Source organism: Buchananella hordeovulneris (assembly GCF_001907235.1).
Lineage (GTDB): Bacteria > Actinomycetota > Actinomycetes > Actinomycetales > Actinomycetaceae > Buchananella > Buchananella hordeovulneris.
This window is the reverse complement of the sequence record NZ_MQVS01000003.1, coordinates 128,573-148,490: the sequence shown is the minus strand read 5'-3', so window position 1 is coordinate 148,490 and position 19,918 is coordinate 128,573. Positions and strand designations below refer to the sequence as shown.

Genomic DNA, 19,918 nt, shown 5'->3' with positions numbered 1-19,918 from the left:
CTTACAGCTCAGGCCTTGCGCCTAGCTATTACTAGGGCTCCGATGCCCCCAAGCAGCGCTACCGCGGTCCACCACAGCAATGTGCTCGCCATGCTCCCGGTGCGGGGCAGGGTGGGGCGGCCCGGCCCGGGCGTCGGGCTGGCTGTCGGCTGAGCCGTGGGCCGCGGCGAACCCACCACCGGAGGAACACCGGCCGACACGGTCGGCGTGGGACTCGCCGAAGGGGCTACCGACGGGGTCGGAGTCGGTACGACCGATGGCGTCGGCGTGGGTGTGACCGACGGGGTTACCGACGGGGTCGGAGTCGGTACGACCGATGGCGTCGGCGTGGGTGTGACCGACGGGGTTACCGACGGGGTCGGAGTCGGTACGACCGATGGCGTCGGCGTGGGTGTGACCGACGGGGTCGGGCTTGCCGATGGCGATAGTGTGGGGGTAGCCGACGGGGTCGGGCTTGCCGATGGCGTCGGCGTGGGGGTCGCCGACGGGCTCGGGTCCGGCGTGGGATCCACCGGCGGGTTCTGCGGTTCCTCGGGTTGCGCGGGCGGCTGCTCCGGCTCGACCGGCGGTGGCTGCGGCGACTGAGTCTCCGGGTTCTGCGGCTCTTCGGGTTGCGCGGGCGGCTGCTCCGGCTCGACCGGCGGCGGCTGCGGCGACTGAGTCTCCGGGTCCTGCGGTTCCTCGGGTTGCGCGGGCGGCTGCTCCGGCTCGACCGGCGGCAGCGGTGGCTGCGTCTCCGGTGGCTGCGGCGAGTCTGTCTCCGGCGGTGGCGGCGGTTCCTCAATGCGGCGATACGTATTGGTCACCGTCACCTTGACCGTTGTCGAATTTTGCTCGTTTTGGAGCTGCCGCAACAACAAAGGTTGGGCAATCGGCCCAGGCATCATCACTGGCATAGGCGGCCGCATTGGTGGGTCCGGCAATCGCACTTCCTCCGGCTCGATCGTCGTCTCGACCGTGTAGCCGGGGCGCTGGCGCGTCTCATCACTCTCACTGAAAGTACAGTGTGCACCGTAATACAGCGGTGGCCCCGCAGTCACGGTCCCGGAACCAGGCACGCTCACGGTCCCCTGCTGCCCAGACGTGCAAGAGTAAGAGATCTCAAAGTTGTCGCGCGCGAACACCTCGGCGTTGTCACCCCGCACGTTTTTTACAATCTGCAACGCGCCCTGCAACGTGGTGACGTTGTGTCGCACAGCAACTGCAACGGTGGCGTCCTTCTCGATGGTGAATTCCTCCGGCGTGACTTCAACAGTCTCGTCTAGGTCGGCCAAACCGGGATGGTTGCCGATGTACCTGATGAAGCACTCGGAGCCAGCGGGCAGCGGTTTACTTTCCCAGTGCCCACCATCACGCACCAGCAAAACTCTCTCGTTGATGTGCCGGTTAGTGCAGTAAAGCACGTATTCATTTTCCCATTGGCCTACCGCGGGAATACCCTCGCTAGCCGTGGTGAGCGAAACCTTTCCGTAGCCGCCACCGTTGGCCGCATCAGCCACATAGCGCAACACAATTTCCCGGCGGGTCCATGGCAGTTCCCCATTCCTGCGCGGCCCGGCCCCCACAATCTCTAGTTCGTACCCCGGCACCTCCAAGCCATCACGTTCCACCGACAACTCGCAGACTTCCCCGCGGCGTACCTTGCTCGCGGCGGTCACCGTCTTACCGCCGATAGGCACCTCAACAACTCCGGTCTGTTCCCCGCAGTCGTAGCGGACTTGCACGTTACTGACAGCAGGGGCTGTTTCCTCTGCATGCGCCTTTATTTCTAGGTCCGCCAACGGGTCATGGGCCTGCAGGAACAGCTCGCCGGCGACGAGTGGCTCCGAGACGACAAGACTGAGCCTCCCGCGGCCGCCGGGACCGTACAGCTGCGGTGACGACCAGTAAACGGCACCGGCGAGCACCTGCTGGGCATTGAGGTCTGCTCGCACCGATAACGTCGTTCCCACCGGGAAAACCCCCAGCGTTTTCACCGTTTCCGCAAAAGTTAGGTCTATCGGAAATTCCCCCCGCCCGGTGGCATCGGGCGCCACCGGGGGCCGCCACTGCGGATGGTCGCTGGGTTGGAAACGGGGCGGCAGCTGGTAGACCACGGTGGCCACGAATGCGGTGTCCTTCGGCACATTCACGTCATCATGGCTATAAGTGGAGGCAAATAAGGTCACCTTGCCAAACCCAGCAGGCGCTACCCCCTGAGCATCACCGTCCGCTCCCCGCGGATACCCACCTGACGACTCGCCAGCCTGCGCCACCGCTGCCCCGGACGCCCACACCAGCGCCGCAGCAACCAGTAACGACCCGAGCTTCAGTAAGGCCCGCCGCCAAAATGCGACATTAGACACAATCCCCCCTAATTTCCTTGATCATTTATCGGACAGAACTCAGCGGAGGGAATCTACCCGCACTTTAGAATAAATCAAAATTTGTTACCGGCTGTTTATGTAACAAACACCGGCGTCGACCTACATGCAGCAACGTCAACTAGACCGAACTAACAGCATCGTCAGTTCAGGTATGGACGATAATCGCGAAGCAGCTCACTGCCACTTTGGCGAAATCACACTTCCCTCCTCCGGGAGCAGGCACAGCAAAGGGGGCGGTGGTCGACTACCTTCCGACCACCGCCCCCTGGGCAGTAGTTATCGCACAGTCTCGCGCATAATTGCCATGAGCGCAGTCAACCGCTCGTTGGCAGGTAGGTCCTCCACGAGCTGCGCCGCTCCGAGACCGTCCGCCAGCGGAATACGCCAGTTCGGGTATTCGTTGTCGGTACCCGGCTGGTTTTGGGTGCGCTTTTCTCCCACGCCATCGACCAGCGCCACCCCGATTAGTTGCGACGGGGTAGCTGCCACATAGCGATGCATCGCTTCAATAATGTCCTGCTCCGAGTGGTTGGCGGCAGGCAACAGCAGTCCACGGCGAATAAGCGTCTCGACCATGAACTCCTGCTCAGTACGCGCCTCCTGCCGGGCTTCCTCCAGCGTGTTTTCCAGCAACCCCAGCCGATGCCGCAGCTCGACATGCTCCCCCGCCAGGTATCCGGGCGTCGGGGGCAGATCGTGCGTGTTTACCGTCGACAATGCCAAGTGCCGGTACCTCTCCGGAGCGAGGAACTGTCCATATTCGTCCTTCTCGAACCACATGATGGAGGTTCCCAATACCCCCCGATCAGCCAAGTAATCCCGCACCCACGGCTCGACTGTCCCCAAGTCCTCCCCGATAACGATTGCTCCCGCCCGGTGCGCCTCCAGTAACAACACACCCAACATGGCCTCGTGGTCATAGCGCACGTAGGTGCCCTCCGCAGCGCCCAGGCCCTCAGGAATCCACCACAGACGGAACAAACCGATAATGTGGTCCACCCGCAAGGCGCCCGCGTTGGCCAATACCGTCCGGGCCATGTCCCGCAACGGCTGATACCCAGTGCGAGCCAACTCTCCCGGATGCCAAGGCGGCTGGTTCCAGTTCTGCCCCAACTGGTTGTACATGTCCGGTGGCGCCCCCACCCCGATGCCCTTGGCAAACGCATCCGGCATCGTCCACACGTCGGCGCCGTTTGCGTGCACCCCCACCGCGAGGTCCGCCATGAGCCCCAACCGCATCCCGGCGTCTTTCGCGACCTGCTGCGCCTGTTGCAACTGCTGCGTAGCAATCCACTGCAGCCAAATGAAAAACTCAATACGGTCAGCGTGCTCCACCCGCGCGGCGCTAATCCCCGGGGCTTCAATGTTCGCCAGCTCCGTCGGCCAATCCTCCGCCGACTTGCGGGCCTCAACCAAAGCGCACCACAGGCCCCAATCTTCCAAAGGCTGGCCACCCCGGCGCCGGAAACGCGCAAATTCTCGTTGCCGCCCTGCCGAGCGCCCCGCCGCGAAGATGACGCTCAAAGCCTCCAATTTTGCCGTCCAGGCCAAGTCCCGGTCGAGGGCGGCCGCGTCCCGGTTGCGGGCGCGCATCGCCAAGGCGAGAGAATCCACTCGCCGCCGCTGCCGCCCACTAAGAAGTGCATACTCAGTGATCCGGTCCGGCCGAATATAAAGGTGGGAGAGGAACTGACGCGAAACCGGGAGATAAGGTGACGGCGTCAGGGGTGCGACCGGTTGGCAGGCATGCATAGGGTTAATGAGTACGAAGTCAGCGCCCTCCTCGCCCACGAAAGAGGCGAAGTCGGCCAGATCAACATAGTCGCCCACCCCCCAGGATTCCTCCCCCCGCACGGAGTACATCTGCGACATCAGTCCCCAGGAACGCCCCGCGGGCAGTTCCATCCGGAACGGGGTAACGGCGAGCACGGCACGCGCCACATCGGCCCCCTCAACCGTGGCGACAATCTCGTGCCAACCGAGTGGCAGGTCCGGGGCGAGCTCAAAGGTGGCCCGCCCGACCAGCTGCCCGTCGACGTGGCGCGGCGGCACATACCTATCCAGCTGCGGGGCGTGCCGCACCCCACCATCCTCCAGCTCCACCCGCAGAGTCACGCCAGCGCCGTGGGGCACGTGGACGGCCAGCTCGTAGTTATAGCCCGCGCGCATCACCACGCTCGGCGGCAAAGTCAACCGCCAGGGAGCGATATCCCGTTCCCAACGGGCCTTGGCCACGGCCTCGTCAGAGGTGGCGTCGACCCCGAGCGCCTCCAGCACCGCTACCAGGGCCGCAGGCGAGACCATTCGATGGTTGCCCGAGTAGTCCCAAAACTCCGTAGCTACGCCGCACTCGTAGGCCAAACCGCGCAACGCATCAACATCATTGGGGGTGACAACTTCGGAGGCCTGCATGTTTATCCGTTCTCGTAAGGAATGTCGCTGCGGCCAAGTTTGCCACTTTTCGGTGCCGGTCCGCGCACCACACCTTACTGGGAAGGCCGCAGTTGAGCTCCAGCGTCCACAATCGCCTGCGTGACCTCGTCTGTCTCCACCCCCAGGATGACCTGCACCACATCACCGGATTGCACGAACGCCTTGGAGGATTCCCGCAGCATCCGGCAGTCCACCGCCCGTTGATCGCGCACGGTCACCCGAATCCGGGAAATACACGGCTCGACATCCACGACGTTGCGCAAACCCCCCAATGCCGACAGAACCTCCCCGGCTTTCCCTGAAATCATCATCCCCCTACCCATTCGTTCGTCCGGAATACATACACAGCCGATAGCATACCGCACGACGGTGGCATGCGTCACAGATGCAGGTTCGCAAGGGCACTGGCCTGAGTCCCTGCAATAGCCGACCACAACAGGCACAATTGGGACATCCCACAGCAAGGAGGACCAGGTGAACCAGCACGCCGAGAACGCGCAGATTGACGGAATTGGGGTCAGCCCGGGCTTGGTCGTCGGCCCGGTAGCGCATATGGGGGAAGGGATTAAGGAACCAAGCGCAACGGTGCGTTACGACGGCGACCCCGAACTCGCCCGCGAGCAAATAGCCCAAGCGGCGGCCGCCACGAAGGCAGGGCTGGAAGCCATGGCCGAGCGTGCATCCGGAGAGGGGCGCGCCGTGCTAGAGATGACGGCCCAGATGGCTGGGGATAAGTCCTTGATCAAGAACGCCGCCAAACTGGTGGCCAACGAGAACCTGACCCCGGCGCGTGCTGTGTGGCAGGCGGCTCTGGCCATCGGGGAACAGTTGGAGTCGCTCGGCGGCTACATGGCTGAACGCACCCGCGACGTTGCGGACGTGCGCGACCGCATCGTCGCCCGCCTCACCGGGCAGGATTTGCCCGGTATCCCCGACCTGCCCGAGCCCTTCGTGCTAGTGGCGCGTGACCTCGCCCCGGCCGACACCGCCCTGCTCGACCCGGAGAAAGTCATCGGCATCGTCACAGCCGAGGGCGGCCCCACCTCCCACACCGCGATCCTCGCCCGGGACCTCGGGATCCCGGCAATCGTCGGCGTCGGCGGGGCGGCGGCAGCCACGCTGCCCAACGGCACCTACGTGCTGGTGGACGGCTCCAAGGGCACCGTAAAAACAAACCCGAGCGTCGAAGACATGGAGCGCGTCGCCGCCCTGAAGGGGATAAAGCGCACCTTCTCCGGCAAGGGCCTGACCAAAGATGGGCATCACGTGCAGCTGCTTGGCAACGTCGGCGACGCGGCCTCCGCGAAGGCAGCCGCGAGCGCCGGAGCCGAGGGGGTCGGGCTGTTCCGCACCGAGTTCGCCTTCCTCGACAAGGCCGAAGAGCCCAGCCACGCCGAACAGGTGGCTGCCTACCGCGCGGTCTTTGCAGAGTTCCCCGGGAAGAAGGTGGTGGTGCGCACGCTGGACGCCGGTGCGGACAAGCCCCTGCCGTTCGTGACGGATTATGAGGAAGAAAACCCGGCACTCGGGGTGCGGGGCTTCCGCACCGCGAAAACCCACCCGCACGTCTTGACCAACCAGTTGGCGGCCCTGGCTGCGGCGGCAAAAGAAGAACAAGCCGACGTCTGGGTCATGACGCCGATGATCGCCACTTTGCCGGAAACAGAGCAGTTCATCGAGCTGTGCAGCCAGGTGGGGCTGACGACCGCCGGGATCATGATCGAGGTGCCGAGCGCGGCCCTGACCGCCGACCGGCTGCTGGCCAAGGCCCAATTCGCGTCGATTGGAACCAACGACCTGACGCAGTACGCGATGGCTGCCGACCGCATGCTTGGCTCGCTGGCGGAATTGTCGACCGTGTGGCAACCAGGTGTCTTGTCGTTGATTGCCGCCACCTGCGAGGGCGGCCGCAAGAACGACCGGCCCGTCGGGGTGTGCGGCGAGTCTGCCGCGGACCCAGCGCTGGCGGTAGTGCTCGTCGGACTGGGGGTGAAGTCCCTGTCCATGACGTCGCGCGCTCTGCCTGACGTGGCCATGGTGTTGGAATCCTTGACGCTTGCCGAGTGCCAGCACATTGCCCAGGTGGCGTTGCAGGCGGCCGACGCCGAGCACGCCAAGGCGGCAGCCCGCGCCCTCATTCCTGTCCTTGAAGAACTGGGCCTATGACTCGGGTTTTACCGGTCCAGGCGGGACTTACCGAGCCTTTGGCCTCCGTGCTGCGGGTCTTGCAGCTGACCCCTGCCGCCACGCCGCCCGCCGCGGAGGCGAGCGGCGTGCGCCCGGTGGGGCTTCCGACTGATGCATTCACCGCCACCTCGCTGCCGCAGGTGGGGGGACGGGTGTACGGCGGACAGGTACTGGCGCAGGGCCTGCTGGCTGCCGCGGCCACGATCGTGGAGGACGCTGACGGCCCGCGGCTGCCCAATTCGGTGCATGCGGTCTTCCTGCGCCCAGGGGAGCTGGACCAGCCGATTACCTTGGAAGTCGAACGGTTACACGACGGCCGCAGTTTCACGCGCCGCCGCACCCACGCCCTACAGGGCGGCGAGCCGATCCTGTCGATGATCACCTCGTTCCAAGAGACACAACCGGGGCCGTCATTTGCGTTGACGGCCCCGGAGGTGCCGGGGCCGCAGGAGCTGACCAGCGCGCTGGAGATCTTCCGCACCATCGACCATCCGGTAGCCAAGTTCCTCGGCAAGACCGCGGCCTTCGATACCCGCCACATCGACGAGGCCCTGTACGTGCGCCACAGCTGCCCACCTGCCACCAGCCAGGCACTGTGGATGCGCCCGCGCGGGCAGGTGCCGCAGGGGTTGGGTCAGACCGTGGCCCGGGCCCTGATGCTGTACGCCTGCGACCAAATCATGCTAGAACCAGTGCTGCGGGGACACGGGTTGGGCTGGCTGGCGCCCGGGCTGTCGCTCGCCACCCTGGACCACGCCATGTGGTTCCACCGCGACATCGACATCACCGACTGGCACCTGTACGTGCAGTCGGCACCCTCTGCCGTGGGGGGCCGGGGCCTGGGCCGGGCCGAGGTGTTTAACACTGCTGGGCAGCATGTGGCCAGCATCGCGCAGGAGGGCATGGTGCGGGTGCCGGGCGACGATGCCGCCCACGTCGAGCGCGCCAACTTCCTGGAGGGATAGCTGCGCAGACGGGTGGGGGCCGAGCAAGTGCTCGGCCCCCACCCGTCTGGTGGACCTAGTCGCGCGTCAGGCGCCGGTGGGTCACCCGGTGGGGACGAGCCGCCTCCGGGCCCAGCCGCTCGATCTTGTTGGCTTCGTAGGCCTCGAAGTTCCCTTCGAACCAGTACCACTTGGCGGGGTTTTCGTCGTCGCCCTCCCAGGCGAGGATGTGGGTGGCGACCCGGTCGAGGAACCAACGGTCGTGGGTGACTACGACGGCGCAACCGGGGAACTGGAGCAGCGCGTTCTCCAGCGAACCGAGGGTCTCGACGTCAAGGTCGTTGGTTGGCTCGTCCAGCAGCAGCAGGTTGCCACCCTGCTTCAGGGTCAACGCCAGGTTGAGGCGGTTACGCTCCCCACCGGAGAGCACGCCTGCCGGCTTCTGCTGATCGGCGCCCTTGAAACCGAACGCCGAAACGTAGGCCCGGGACGGCATCTCCACCTGCCCGACCTGAATGTGGTCCAGGCCGTCGGAGACGACCTCCCACAGGGTCTTGTTCGGGTCGATGCCTGCACGGGTCTGGTCGACGTAGCTGACCTTGACCGTCTCCCCGACCTTCAGCTCTCCGCCGTCCAGGGGCTCCAACCCCACCATGGTCTTGAACAGGGTGGTTTTGCCGACCCCGTTGGGGCCAATCACGCCGACGATGCCGTTGCGCGGCAGCGAGAAGGAAAGCCCGTCGATTAGCACCCGGTCCCCAAAACCCTTTTTGAGGTCGGTGGCTTCCAGTACCACGTTGCCCAAGCGCGGGCCCGGCGGGATCTGAATCTCCTCAAAGTCGAGCTTGCGGGTGCGCTCGGCTTCGGCGGCCATTTCTTCGTAGCGGGCCAAACGGGCCTTGGACTTAGCCTGGCGGCCCTTGGCGGACTGTCGGACCCACTCCAGTTCCTCCGCCAAGCGCTTGGCGAGCTTGGCGTCCTTCTTGCCCTGGATCTCCAGGCGGGCGGCCTTCTTTTCCAGGTAGGTCGAGTAGTTGCCCTCGTACGGGTAGAGGCGCCCCCGGTCCACTTCGGCGATCCAACCCGCGACGTGGTCCAGGAAATAGCGGTCGTGCGTCACCGCGATGACAGCCCCCGGGTAGGAAGCCAAGTGCTGCTCGAGCCACAGCACGCTTTCGGCGTCCAGGTGGTTGGTGGGCTCGTCCAATAGCAGCAGGTCCGGGGCCTCCAACAGCAGCTTGCACAGGGCCACCCGCCGCCGTTCACCTCCCGAGAGTACCTTGACGTCGGCGTCCGGGGGCGGGCAACGCAACGCGTCCATAGCCTGCTCTAGGCGGGAGTCCAGCTCCCAACCGTCGTGGGCGTCGATGTACTCCTGCAGCTTGCCCATCTCGTCCATGAGCGCATCGAAGTCCGCGTCCGGGTCCGCCATCTGCTCGGAGATCTCGTTGTAGCGATCGAGCTTGGACTTCAGTTCGGCGACGCCCTCCTCGACGTTGCCGAGTACGGTCTTTTCCTCGTTCAGCGGCGGCTCCTGCTGCAGGATCCCGACCGTGTAGCCCGGGGTGAGACGGGCCTCCCCGTTGGAGGGCGTCTCCAACCCGGCCATGATCTTCAAGATCGTCGACTTCCCGGCCCCGTTAGGGCCGACCATGCCGATCTTTGCTCCCGGCAGGAACATCATCGTCACGTCGTCGAGGATCACCTTGTCCCCGTGCGCCTTGCGCGCCTTAATCATCGAATAGATGTACTCAGCCACGATTGCCTTTCGCTCCAGGGCCATTTACCTGCTGCCTAGGTTAGGCCACCGCCGGGCGCAATCCCACCGCCGCGACGCGTGAGATGCCTGGCGCGAGCATTGCCCGCTCCGACGCGGGTTCCTAGAAGGGGGCCAGCTCGTAGGCCCGCTCGCTGTGTTGCGCCTGTGAGGAGGAAGGCGAGGCATCCTGCGGGGCGGAAGCCGCGTCGTCGGGCTGCGACTGGGGGGCCGTGAGCTCCCACGGGTCGGCGGCGTTCTCGGGGCCCACGGCCGCTGCGGGTGGGGCGTCGATATGGGTGGCGGCCTCCGCCTCCGACAGTTCGCGTCGGTCGACCTTAGTGAAGGTGACGATGCCGCGCCGCAGCTCCACCCCCACCGAGTGGGCGTGAATGACGTTGGCAAAGCCCCGCGAGCCGTCCTTGCGCACGAATTCTTCCGTGGACAGGCGACCGCGCACGATCACCGGCATGCCGCGCCTAATCGACCTGCCCACGTCGAAAGCCAAGTCCCGCCAGACCTTGCAGGTGACGAACTCTGAATTGCCTTCCCGCCACCCGTCCGCCGTCCGGAATCTGGGCGTAACCCCGATCCGAAAGTAGGCGAATGGGGCCCAATCGGGGCTTTCGCGCAGCACGGCGTCGCTGGCGACGTACCCGTGCACTGTGACCTCGAACGCATCAAACATGGTGCTCTCCTTACTCCTCCTGCCTCCGGTGGACAAACCCCACTGTCTGCCGCTGTCCGCTACCACACAAACGTCGGCCGCCGCCTGTGGATGACACTCCGTTGTGCCACCCACTGGGGATACCAAGAGGGTGGCTTCGTGGGGCAGCGGAAGGCGGTACGATGCTGCCCGAGCCCCCATAGCTCAATGGATAGAGCATCGGCCTTCTAATCCGCAGGTTGCAGGTTCGAGTCCTGCTGGGGGCACCACCGCATGCTCTTACAGTGACAAACCACAGGCGCAGCAGGGCCAGCTACCCCTTTTCCGCCCTCGTGTCGCTGACACAAATAGGGGCCACACTGCCCGGCGTTTTCCCAGTATTTCTTGCCCTCGGCGGCAATAATGGCTAGGTAATCTTCGGCATGCCCCTGACGCTAAGGAAGGCGGATAACTGCATGACTGAGAAGCATGGCCTCCCCAGCGATCTGCCGCGCCCCGCTGGCATGTCCATGCCCCTGCCACCCCCCACGCAGTCGCCCACCCCGCCTCCGCTCCCCCACCCCGACTCCGCTGCCGTCTCACTGCCGCCACCGAGTAACGAGCCGGTACCTGCCCCTCCCTCGCAGACACCGCCGCCTGCCGCGGCTATTCCTGACGGCACTGCGGCTGCCGCGCCTGCAGCCAAGGCGGATTCCACGGCGCCTGCTAGCACGCCACCAAGGGTGGGGCGTGCGCCAGTGGTCTCGGTCGTGACGGCGGGTATCGAAACCATCGCCGTCACCGAAAAACTCCTGATGGGACCGCCGCGCCCCAATCCCCGACACCCTCGCGCCAGGACGCAGGCAGGCGCCCCTGGATCCGCCACCCCGCGCGCGGGGTCTGCCGAGTTTACCGAGCGCCTCCCCACCGGTCGCCCGGTGCGGCACCCACAGCACCCAATCACCCGCCCCAAGCCGCGCGGGGCCACCACCGCCGAAGGAGCTGCCAAAGAGAGCTCCGCCGAGTTGACCGAGCGCCTCCCCATCGGCCGCCCCTCGGCCCATCCGCAGCACCCCGCCCCGGGGATGGAAACGTCTACGCCTGTGCCTTTACCACCACCGTCTGGCCAGCCGGAGCGTCCCCACACCGAGGCCTTGCCGCTGCCCGCCCCCGATGATTTGCCTGGCGCTATTCCGGCCGCCCAGGAATCAGTTGCGGCCGCTTTGCCGTCCCTGCCTCCCCCTGCCGGGGCGACAGAACCAGGAAGTGCTGCCGCCCCGCCGACGCCCCAGCAAGCAGAAACTGTCTCCGCTTCCCTCCGGGCCAGCCAGCTATCCGTCGATACGCCACCACCGGCGGAGGCCGAGGGCCCCGGTGAAGGAGCTTCAGCGGAGGCACAGCGCGAAGGGGACAACGGGAAGGTAGAGGAACCCCACTCCCCTGCGCCAGAACCAACCGGCTTCTGTGCCACGGAGTGTGAGACCATACCCGCGTCCGCAGCTGTGCCGAAGGCGGGCCCTGAAGATGCTCCGCGACCGGCGACCGCGCTGGAAGTGGAACCTGGACCCACACCCAAAACTGAACCTGAGCCGGAACCGGAACCCGCATCCGAACCAGAACCGGAACGCGAACCCGAACCTGAGCCAGAACCAAAGGCCGAGCTCGAACCCGCATCCGAACCGGAACCTGAACCTAGTCTGTCGCTTCCCCCTGGCCAAGAATCCTCCCTCGCTCTTCCGCTAAAGAACGAAGACGATGCCGCAACTGAGTTGGCAGATTCGACGACACCCGCTAACCACATGGAAGCAGCAGACGGGGATGACGAGGGAACCTATGGTTCCCTGGCCACCGAGACCGCGGGAGGGATAATCGCCGAGGCGGAGGGACCGGCCGCGTCTGCCGCCACAGGCGCAGCAAGTGCCGAGCCGGAAGGCTTACCCGCGAGCGCTTCTCTGCCGGACAACCTTTCCGGCGGAGATACCCAGGACACGGAGAAGGCCCGCGCCGTTGAGCTGCAAGCAGGGGCGCACGTTGAGACAGAGCCGGAGTCCAAGGCAAAACCGGAGGCTGCGGAAGAGCAGCAAGCGGAACCCGAGGCGGAACCCGCACCCGAGCCGGAACCCGCACCAGAAACCGAAGCGGAACCCGAACCCGAACCGGAACCCGAGGCGGAACCCGCACCCGAGCCGGAACCCGCACCAGAAACCGAAGCGGAACCCGAACCCGAACCGGAACCCGAGCCGGAACCCAAACCCGAGCCGGAACCCGAGCCGGAACCCGCATCCGAGCCGGAACCCGCACCAGAAACCGAAGCGGAACCCGCACCCGAGCCGGAACCCGCATCCGACGCCCCGTTGCTGACAATAGTCCCTGCCTCGCCCGCACCCACGGACACTGTCCCACCCGCTGCAGACACGGTCTTGACGATCACCGCCCCAGCCCCAAAACCAGCAGCTTCCGCCCCGGCGGCAGAAGCACCGGCGGGCCGCCGAAAGTTCTCGGTGCGACGCCTACGGCGCCCGGTAGGCCCATGGACCGCCAAACCACCGGTGCCCCCGGAATCAGGAGAATCGGATTCCGACACGGTGCCCGGCGCTAGTGGGGCGACGCCGGTGGCTAGTCCCTACCCATACCCGGCGAGTGTGACGGGGGCACCCGCCGCTGATCAGGCTCTCGCCCGGGCGGGGCTGCGGCCGTTCTCCGTCAAGTCGCTGCGCTTGCCTGCAACCCCAGACACCGCGCGGGTGCGGCGACCGAGCGTACCCGTCCACCCCAGCGCCCCCGTAATCCCACAACCGAGTTCGCCTCGACCAGGTCGGCCCCCGCTGGGTCCTGCGGCGCGGCGGCCGGACAATCGCCCTCTCAAGCCGCTGCTTCCCGGCGAGGCGGAGACGGACCAGGCCACCCCCAGCTCACCTACCCGGCGGCAGTGGGGAGGGCGAGTCCTCGCCGTCCTGGCACTGGTGGGGGCGGCCGTGGGGGTCATGTACCTACTGGGGTGGTTCGGCAACTCGACCGCCGCAGTGGACCCGCGCGATCTCGCCGTCGGCGACTGCGTGCTGGCTGATCCCACGACCGGTGGCTCCAGTCAGGTCGACTGCACCGCTGACCACCATTGGGAAGTCGTCTTCTTGACGGAGGTCTCTGGTACGGCGCTCCCGGACAACAACAAGCTCAGCAAGTGGGCGGAGGAAACCTGCATGGCGCCGTTCGCCGACTATGTGGGTCAGTCCTATCCGGACAGCGACCTGGCACTCAGCTGGCTCGCCCCCACGGCCGAACAGTGGCGCGACGGCAGCCGCACGGTGGCGTGCGTCGTCGGCACGGGAACCACGACGCCGCAGCAGGGCTCGCTGCGACAAGGCACCAACTAGCTAGATCAGGAAGCCGAAGAGGTCGGAGTCGGCCGGGATCTCCTCCACATGCAGTGGGCTCGCGTCCATACGGCGCCGCAGCTGGGTGATGTCGGCGGGGTCGGCCAATTCGATCCCGACGAGGGCCGGGCCGGTCTCGCGGTTGTTCTTCTTGGTGTACTCGAACAGGATGATGTCCTCGTCAGCCGACAGCACGTCATCCAAGAAGTGGCGCAGCGCCCCCGGCTGCTGCTGGAAAGCGACAAGGAAGTAGTGGCGCAGACCCTGGTAGCGGGCGGCCCGCTCGGCGATCTCGTCGTAGCGGGATAGGTCATTGTTGCCGCCCGAGACTACAGCCACCACCGCTCCGGTCGGGGTGTGCGGCAAGCCGATGCGCAGCGCGGCCGACGCCAACGCCCCGGCCGGCTCAGCGATGACCCCTTCGGAGTGGTAGAGGTCCAGCAGCTCCGAGCACACCGCCCCTTCCGGCACGGTGACGAAGTCGAGGTGCAACTCCCGCACGATCTCAAAGCTGCGCTTGCCGACGCGCGCCACCGCCGTGCCATCCACGAAGGTGTCTACCTTCGGTAGCAACGCCGGGTGACCGGCGGCCAGCGCCGCCTGCATGGAAGCCGCACCTTCGGGCTCGACCCCCACGACCCGCACCTGGGGTTGATTCTCGGCGAACCAGGCGGCGATACCGGCCAGCAGCCCCCCGCCCCCGACGGGTACGAGTACCGTGTCTAGTTCCTGGTCCCCGAGCGCAGCAACGATTTCGGGGGCGATGGTGCCCTGCCCGGCAATGACGAGGTCGTCGTCGAAGGGGTGTACCCACACCGCGCCCGCCTCGATGGCGTGCAGCTGCGCTTGGGCGCTGGCAACGTCGAAAGTCCCGTCGACAATGACTTGATCGACCCAGCCGCGCCCGATCTCGGCGATGCGGTTACGTTTTTGGCGGGGCGTGTTGGAGGGCAGGAAGATGCGGCCGTCGACCCCCAGCTCGCGGCAGGCGTAGGCCACCCCTTGGGCGTGATTGCCTGCGGAGGCCGCCACCACCCCCTTGGTGCGCTCGGCCGCAGGCAGCGCGGCAATCGTGTTAAATGCGCCACGAACTTTGAAGGAGCGGCACACCTGCAGATCCTCGCGTTTGAGCAGCACTGGGAAACCGTGCAGGTCGCTCAAGCGCTCGGATGGCTCTAACGGCGTGTGCTTGAGCACTCCGCGCAGGCGGGAACGGGCACCAGCAAAATCGAGGGGCACGGGTTTTCCTTTCCGCAACGGAGCTTTGCCGCGCTCAGGATACGTCTTGGCGGCCAATGTCGCAGTTTCGTCCAGCGGTCCTATGCTGACTGCATGAACTTGGACAACGAACCTTTGGTGTGGATTGATTGCGAGATGACAGGGCTGTCATTGCGCGACGATGCATTGATCGAGATCGCGGTGGTCGTCACCGACTCCGAGTTGGTGCCCTTGGCGCCGGGCCTGAACTTCGCGATCACTCCCCCACCGGAGGCGTTGGAGCAGATGGACGATTTCGTGCGCAACATGCACACCAAGTCGGGGCTGCTGGAGGTGGTGGCCTCCCAGGGGCGTCCCCTGGCCGAGGTTGAGGCTGAGGTGCTGGACTACGTTAAGCGGTTCGCACCCGTACCGCGGAAGGCGATCCTGGCGGGAAACTCGGTCCACACGGATAAGGCGTTCCTGGACCGAGACATGCCCACGTTGATGGAGCACCTGCATTACCGCATCGTCGATGTGTCCTCCGTTAAGGAGTTGGCGCGCCGCTGGTACCCGAAGGCCTACTATGCGGCCCCGAAGAAGGCCGGGGGGCACCTGGCGATGGCCGACATTCTGGAGTCGATCGACGAATTGGCCTACTACCGGGCGGTGCTCTTCCCGCTGGAGCAACCGCGCACGGGGGCGTGCCGCCGGGCCGCAGCGGCCGTGGCCGGGGCAGCCGCCCGGGCGCTGGCAGCGGGCGGCCCGGCGGCGGAGGCCGCAGGTGCGGGCGCGGTGGCCGGGGACCAGGGGGAGCAAGTCGGCGCAGACGCCGCCGGGGCGGAGGCCGCCCCAGCGACAGGGGCTGCCACTGCTGGCACCCCGAGGCGGATTGACTAGCCCGACCCTGATTTATGGGGTGTCTGCTGGCATAACCACCTCCCCCTGCTGCGGACAGATTGGCCGTGGTGGAAAATGTGGGCGGGCAGACAGTCCACGGATTTTAACTCTGCGGCAAAACCCGCTATTGTTAGCTCTCGTTGCGCCGCAAGGTGCACATGGTGGGCATAGCTCAGTTGGCAGAGCGCCTGGTTGTGGTCCAGGAGGTCGCGGGTTCAAGCCCCGTTGCTCACCCGGGTGGGGCCCGGACCGACAGGTCCGGGCCCCTTTTGCTTGCCTTCCCCCTATTCGACTCTCCCGGGCCGGTGGCACCGCGCACCGGACCGCGTGGCGCGCCGCCTCGCGCCCTAGTTGGCTACTGGGAGGCGCTATCCGCCATATAGGTGGTGTCAGATGCTCGCGGTACTCGTGACCGGGCCAGAGACGGCTCAGACACGTCGGACGAGTTCGGCAGCTCACTGGGCAACCACCAGTGAACTTGACCGACCGCCCGCCTCGACGATGATCGAGGCAGAGGACAGTGCAGCCATCAGCCGGGCGCGGACGATGATCCGGTGCCGAGTCGGAACGATGCCGGGCGGAACCTCGCTTACGAGAAGACCGACATCAGCGACGCAATCAAGCAGGTCGCGATGGCCGACGGGGTACGGACGATCGACTCCGTTGGCGAGGATGGCGATCGTGTCGCCACCCGCCGCGAGGGCTGCCAGGTGTGACGCGCTTTCTGCCTCCCGCAACGACAACTCGTTCGTCTGTGTCAACGGAACTAGCGAGTTCCCGAGCCGCGTAGTCGCCGTAGGACGCGCATGCCCGAGCGCAGGTGATCGTGACGAAATCGCTCATCGTACGGGAGAGGAAGGATGACGCGCCGCGAGTCCAAAGCAGGTAGGGCGCAACTTCACCAAGATAGTCGAAGGCGGTAGGCCAGTCGCTATCGCCTGGGAAGAGTGCTCGAACCCCCGATTGCTGCATCTGGTCGATACGCCCCGTCAGTTCCTTCACACCTGGCACTCTGAGGCGGTCGCGCCAGACCTACGCGTCTACGGAGCTCAGCCCCACCACCGCACCGTCGCGTTCAGCGAGCCAGAGCGTCTCGACTGCTCCGAGCCTGGAAAAGATGCATCCCGTCACCGGGTCATTGGGCTCGACGAGCAAGGACAGCGCAACCCTCGCGGTGCGCTCGTCGCTCGCGACATCACTCAACCTGGCCATCATCGGCTCCTCTCGGTGCTCGTTACCGACGGGGTGCGCGAACCGAGCCTCACGGACACCCACCCTGCTCAGCGGTCCTCTCCCGCGTGAGGCGACACGGGTGCAGCTACAGAGATTCACCCGGCGGACTCCGAAGAACGACCTATTCGCGGGAGCGTCCGCGTGGCGAACCACGAGGTGATCTGTAACGGGTACTATCCGTAACATGAAGCGTCTAGGCAACCTGAGTGACGTGGGGCTCACCGAGCTTGATCGCGCATTGCGCCATGAACGCCTACGCCGCCGCGAGGCATGGCGAGGTTGCGAGCACTGCGACCAAGCGTTCCTCGGACGAGGTGATGCTCGCTTCTGCTCAGCCCGCTGCCGTGTTGCCGCACACCGGGCGAGAAAGGACTCCAATGACTGACAGCCTGCGTGTCATCGGGTCACGCCGATACGGCACCCTCTCACCATTGCGATACCCCGGCGGAAAGGCTGCGCTCGCTGGCTTCTTCGCTGACATTATCGACATTCTTGGCATCAAGGACGCCCGCTACATCGAACCCTACGCCGGAGGTGTGGGCGCAGGGATCGCGCTTCTGCGCGAGGGCATCGTCCAACACCTAGTAGTCAACGACATCGACCCAGCCGTCCACGCCTTCTGGAAGTCCGTCGTTGGCAACAACGCAGAGTTCGTGGAAATGGTCGTGTCAACGCCACTCACAATCGACGAGTGGCAACGCCAGCGGGAGATATATCGCTCACGGGACGAGCGCGATGCACTGCGCCTGGGCTTCGCTTTCTTCTTCTTGAATCGAACCAATCGCTCCGGGATTTTGAACGCCGGCGTTATCGGTGGTCAGCGTCAGGAGGGAAAGTACAAGATTGATGCACGATTCAACCGGCTGACACTCGTCGAGCGGTTGACTGCGATCGGTGCTCTAGCGGATCGAATCACGGTCTCTGATCTGGATGGCCGAACTGTGATCCAGCGGTACTCTCACGATGACCGGTCATTCATGTACATCGACCCGCCCTACGTGCAAGCAGGCTCCCAACTCTATCTCAACGCCTTCGACGGAAGAGACCACAAGGCACTCTCGACGATCGTCAACTCCGTTGAAAGTGCACATTGGTTGATGACCTATGACACAGCCCCGCTGATCGAAAAGCTGTACCGAGATCAGTTCCAGTGCCAACTGGAACTCACCTATTCCGCCAGGTATCCGGGACAGGCGGAGGAGCTGCTCGTGGCGTCCCCCTCGGTCGCGCGGGCGATCAAGTCGTTGCAGACGACGCCTGCGATGACGGGCGCAACAAGCGCCTAAGCAGCGGGTTCACGACTCTCCACGCCTTGCGAACGTCATCCGCACTCACGGAAGCATCGGCACTATGAGCGATGAGGTTGAACCACTGGATCGATCCGTGCTTGTGCGCATTACCCGATTGGATTGCACTAATGCCTGACTTGAGCGACTTCTCTTGTCCATAGGCCTGCACCACGCGCTTGAATACATCGCTCAACTGACCAGTGGCGGGGGTTGGAGACTCCTCGAAATGGACCTTGATGGTGGTCTCCAGCACTGAGCGCATGAGGATCGCGGCCGCGATAGGGAAATTGGAGAGGCTGATCTTGCGCAACTCGAAGTATCGCAGCTTGAGATTCAGCGGCGCGTTCTCGTAGTCCAACCCCGACAGATCAAGCGTGTCCTTAGTGTCTGGATGGTTGGGCCCACGGCTGCCCGTGCCGCCAGGAGGGCCGGGTGGGTTCGGAACAGCACCACTTCTGCCAGTGTTGGAGCCACCCGGCGCGCCGGACGCGCCGCCTTGGGATGGCCCGGATGGCGTCGGTTGCGCGGGAGGAGTTGGCGCCGCTGGTTGGACCGGAGGCGCAGTCGATACGCCGTTGAGGCGATCCACCAGGGGCTGATAGTCCTGGCTGCGCTTCTTGAACTCTGGTGAGCGTGTGTTGAGACGGCCTGCGCGGAACTCGCTAACGAGGTACTCCAAAGCGCTGAGCTTCTTCTTCGGCAACTTCGAAGCGATCTTCTCAGGTGTCGAGGCCCGCGGCAGAAGCATGCCGTCCTTGTCGAACTCCACGCCGATCGCGGAAGCAATCTCCTTGCGCCGGTAGGCGTACTCGAAGGCTGACATCGCCAGGTCGTCACTCGCGTCGTACTGCCGGAGGGTGTGATCGGAAAATGGCGCTGCGCTGAGGAAGCGTCGCATGACGGCCATGCGCATGAACCTGGTAACCTCGACGTCGGGGTACTGTGCCTTCACATCGTTGACCGTAGTCTGATCGTCGACGAGCGAATAGTAGAAGGTTGCCTGCTGATCGCGGCTCCAGCGCCTCTTTGAGATACCGGTGTGCAACCTCGCGACGTGGGGTGCAGCCGTCGCCCGGTCGGGAGCGACGATGACACGGATTCGTTCGGGGAGATTCTCCGCCTCCACTGCGTATCGCTTCAGCAGCGCGCGAATCTCTGCCTCATGGCCGGGCACGATCGTCGGGTCCTGGAGCGCCTTGAGCGCGCTGACTCGCCGGTTGCCTTCCAGCACGGTGTATGGGGAGCTACCGCCGGACGCCGATGCCGACGTCACGATCGGGACTTCGTTGTCGAAGTAGCCATCACGGAGGATTAGGCGCGCCGCTCCGAGGACGTCCTCGGATGCAAACAGGTACTTCAGCGCACCTGCTTCATCGTCGCGGCGCGTCGGTATGCGGTAGTTCTCCAGGTCGAGAAGGAGCTGGTCGAGGTCGACCTCAACTATCGGTAGCTGCTCGTAAGCCATATCCAACCCTGCTCTCGTGCTCCGTCCGGCGACCCACGCCCTCGGTGCCGAACTGGCGAGAGCAGTCGTTCGTCTCCAACGGTAGCCGCACACCTTGGTCTCCGGGCTGAGACACGTCGGGAGCGACG

General features: G+C 65.2%; 13 protein-coding genes, 2 tRNA genes and 1 pseudogene. 7 read left to right on the top strand and 9 right to left on the bottom strand.

Features of this window, described 5'->3' with window-relative positions; translation table 11 throughout:
* Positions 1-8 precede the first annotated feature (8 nt).
* The 3 genes from BSZ40_RS12350 to BSZ40_RS03990 form a co-directional block, all read right to left on the bottom strand.
* Positions 9-2,345 carry a DUF5979 domain-containing protein gene (locus BSZ40_RS12350; protein ID WP_158020862.1) on the bottom strand — a complete coding sequence of 779 codons (2,337 nt, stop codon included), beginning with the start codon at positions 2,343-2,345 and terminating at the stop codon, positions 9-11.
* 297 nt (positions 2,346-2,642) lie between these two features.
* Entirely contained in the window at positions 2,643-4,778 is a 2,136-nt protein-coding gene (gene malQ / locus BSZ40_RS03995; RefSeq protein WP_073823533.1) for a 4-alpha-glucanotransferase, read from the bottom strand.
* Positions 4,779-4,852: 74 nt separating this feature from the next.
* Positions 4,853-5,107 (bottom strand): PTS sugar transporter subunit IIB, encoded by a 255-nt coding sequence (locus BSZ40_RS03990; RefSeq protein WP_073823818.1) that lies wholly within the window; start codon positions 5,105-5,107, stop codon positions 4,853-4,855.
* A gap of 166 nt (positions 5,108-5,273) precedes the next feature.
* Here BSZ40_RS03990 and ptsP point away from each other — a divergent pair, with 166 nt between their 5' ends.
* Positions 5,274-6,965: a phosphoenolpyruvate--protein phosphotransferase gene (gene ptsP / locus BSZ40_RS03985; RefSeq protein ID WP_073823531.1), complete on the top strand. Its 1,692-nt coding sequence runs from the start codon at positions 5,274-5,276 to the stop codon at positions 6,963-6,965.
* The gene (locus BSZ40_RS03980; protein ID WP_073823530.1) at positions 6,962-7,951 is read left to right on the top strand and encodes an acyl-CoA thioesterase; all 990 of its coding nucleotides are present in this window, start codon (positions 6,962-6,964) and stop codon (positions 7,949-7,951) included. The genes ptsP and BSZ40_RS03980 overlap by 4 nt, the downstream gene beginning before the upstream one ends.
* A 55-nt stretch (positions 7,952-8,006) precedes the next feature.
* Here the strand turns inward: BSZ40_RS03980 and ettA are convergent, their stop codons facing one another.
* The gene (ettA, locus tag BSZ40_RS03975) at positions 8,007-9,689 is read right to left on the bottom strand and encodes an energy-dependent translational throttle protein EttA (RefSeq protein ID WP_073823816.1); all 1,683 of its coding nucleotides are present in this window, start codon (positions 9,687-9,689) and stop codon (positions 8,007-8,009) included.
* 121 nt (positions 9,690-9,810) lie between these two features.
* Positions 9,811-10,374, bottom strand: coding sequence for a single-stranded DNA-binding protein (locus BSZ40_RS03970; RefSeq protein ID WP_073823528.1), 564 nt, complete (start codon positions 10,372-10,374; stop codon positions 9,811-9,813).
* A gap of 172 nt (positions 10,375-10,546) precedes the next feature.
* On the opposite strand from BSZ40_RS03970, the gene BSZ40_RS03965 reads away from it, so the two are divergent.
* Together BSZ40_RS03965 and BSZ40_RS11840 are read left to right on the top strand one after the other, a co-directional pair.
* Positions 10,547-10,622, top strand: a tRNA-Arg gene (locus BSZ40_RS03965).
* 2,352 nt (positions 10,623-12,974) lie between these two features.
* On the top strand, positions 12,975-13,706 hold the full coding sequence (locus tag BSZ40_RS11840) for a septum formation family protein (protein ID WP_158020861.1): 732 nt from the start codon (positions 12,975-12,977) through the stop codon (positions 13,704-13,706).
* Here BSZ40_RS11840 and ilvA read toward each other — a convergent pair whose 3' ends face one another.
* The gene (gene ilvA, locus BSZ40_RS03950) at positions 13,707-14,945 is read right to left on the bottom strand and encodes a threonine ammonia-lyase IlvA (RefSeq protein ID WP_245793823.1); all 1,239 of its coding nucleotides are present in this window, start codon (positions 14,943-14,945) and stop codon (positions 13,707-13,709) included.
* A 93-nt stretch (positions 14,946-15,038) separates the two neighbouring features.
* Here ilvA and orn point away from each other — a divergent pair.
* Positions 15,039-15,650, top strand: a pseudogene (orn, locus tag BSZ40_RS03945) (oligoribonuclease); the annotation flags it as partial.
* A 314-nt stretch (positions 15,651-15,964) separates the two neighbouring features.
* A tRNA-His gene (locus tag BSZ40_RS03940) sits at positions 15,965-16,037 on the top strand.
* Between the two features lie 221 nt (positions 16,038-16,258).
* On the opposite strand, the gene BSZ40_RS12485 is transcribed toward BSZ40_RS03940, so the two are convergent.
* Both BSZ40_RS12485 and BSZ40_RS12530 read right to left on the bottom strand, forming a co-directional pair.
* Positions 16,259-16,540 carry a DNA-processing protein DprA gene (locus BSZ40_RS12485; protein WP_073823520.1) on the bottom strand — a complete coding sequence of 94 codons (282 nt, stop codon included), beginning with the start codon at positions 16,538-16,540 and terminating at the stop codon, positions 16,259-16,261.
* Positions 16,422-16,775 (bottom strand): DNA-processing protein DprA, encoded by a 354-nt coding sequence (locus BSZ40_RS12530; RefSeq protein WP_073823517.1) that lies wholly within the window; start codon positions 16,773-16,775, stop codon positions 16,422-16,424. Before BSZ40_RS12530 ends, BSZ40_RS12485 begins: the two co-directional genes overlap by 119 nt.
* A gap of 638 nt (positions 16,776-17,413) precedes the next feature.
* Between BSZ40_RS12530 and BSZ40_RS03920 the strand changes: the two genes are divergently transcribed.
* On the top strand, positions 17,414-18,322 hold the full coding sequence (locus BSZ40_RS03920) for a DNA adenine methylase (RefSeq protein WP_073823810.1): 909 nt from the start codon (positions 17,414-17,416) through the stop codon (positions 18,320-18,322).
* On the opposite strand, the gene BSZ40_RS03915 is transcribed toward BSZ40_RS03920, so the two are convergent.
* Positions 18,273-19,790, bottom strand: coding sequence for a hypothetical protein (locus tag BSZ40_RS03915; protein ID WP_073823515.1), 1,518 nt, complete (start codon positions 19,788-19,790; stop codon positions 18,273-18,275). The genes BSZ40_RS03920 and BSZ40_RS03915 overlap by 50 nt on opposite strands.
* Between the last annotated feature and the right edge of the window lie 128 nt (positions 19,791-19,918).

Coding starts and splice junctions, on each gene's coding strand:
- BSZ40_RS12530 (WP_073823517.1), bottom strand. CDS start 16,775: ATGCAGCAATCGGGGGTTCGAGCACTCTTCCCAGGCGATAGCGACTGG.
- BSZ40_RS03980 (WP_073823530.1), top strand. CDS start 6,962: ATGACTCGGGTTTTACCGGTCCAGGCGGGACTTACCGAGCCTTTGGCC.
- BSZ40_RS03915 (WP_073823515.1), bottom strand. CDS start 19,790: ATGGCTTACGAGCAGCTACCGATAGTTGAGGTCGACCTCGACCAGCTC.
- BSZ40_RS03920 (WP_073823810.1), top strand. CDS start 17,414: ATGACTGACAGCCTGCGTGTCATCGGGTCACGCCGATACGGCACCCTC.
- malQ (WP_073823533.1), bottom strand. CDS start 4,778: ATGCAGGCCTCCGAAGTTGTCACCCCCAATGATGTTGATGCGTTGCGC.
- BSZ40_RS03970 (WP_073823528.1), bottom strand. CDS start 10,374: ATGTTTGATGCGTTCGAGGTCACAGTGCACGGGTACGTCGCCAGCGAC.
- BSZ40_RS03990 (WP_073823818.1), bottom strand. CDS start 5,107: ATGATTTCAGGGAAAGCCGGGGAGGTTCTGTCGGCATTGGGGGGTTTG.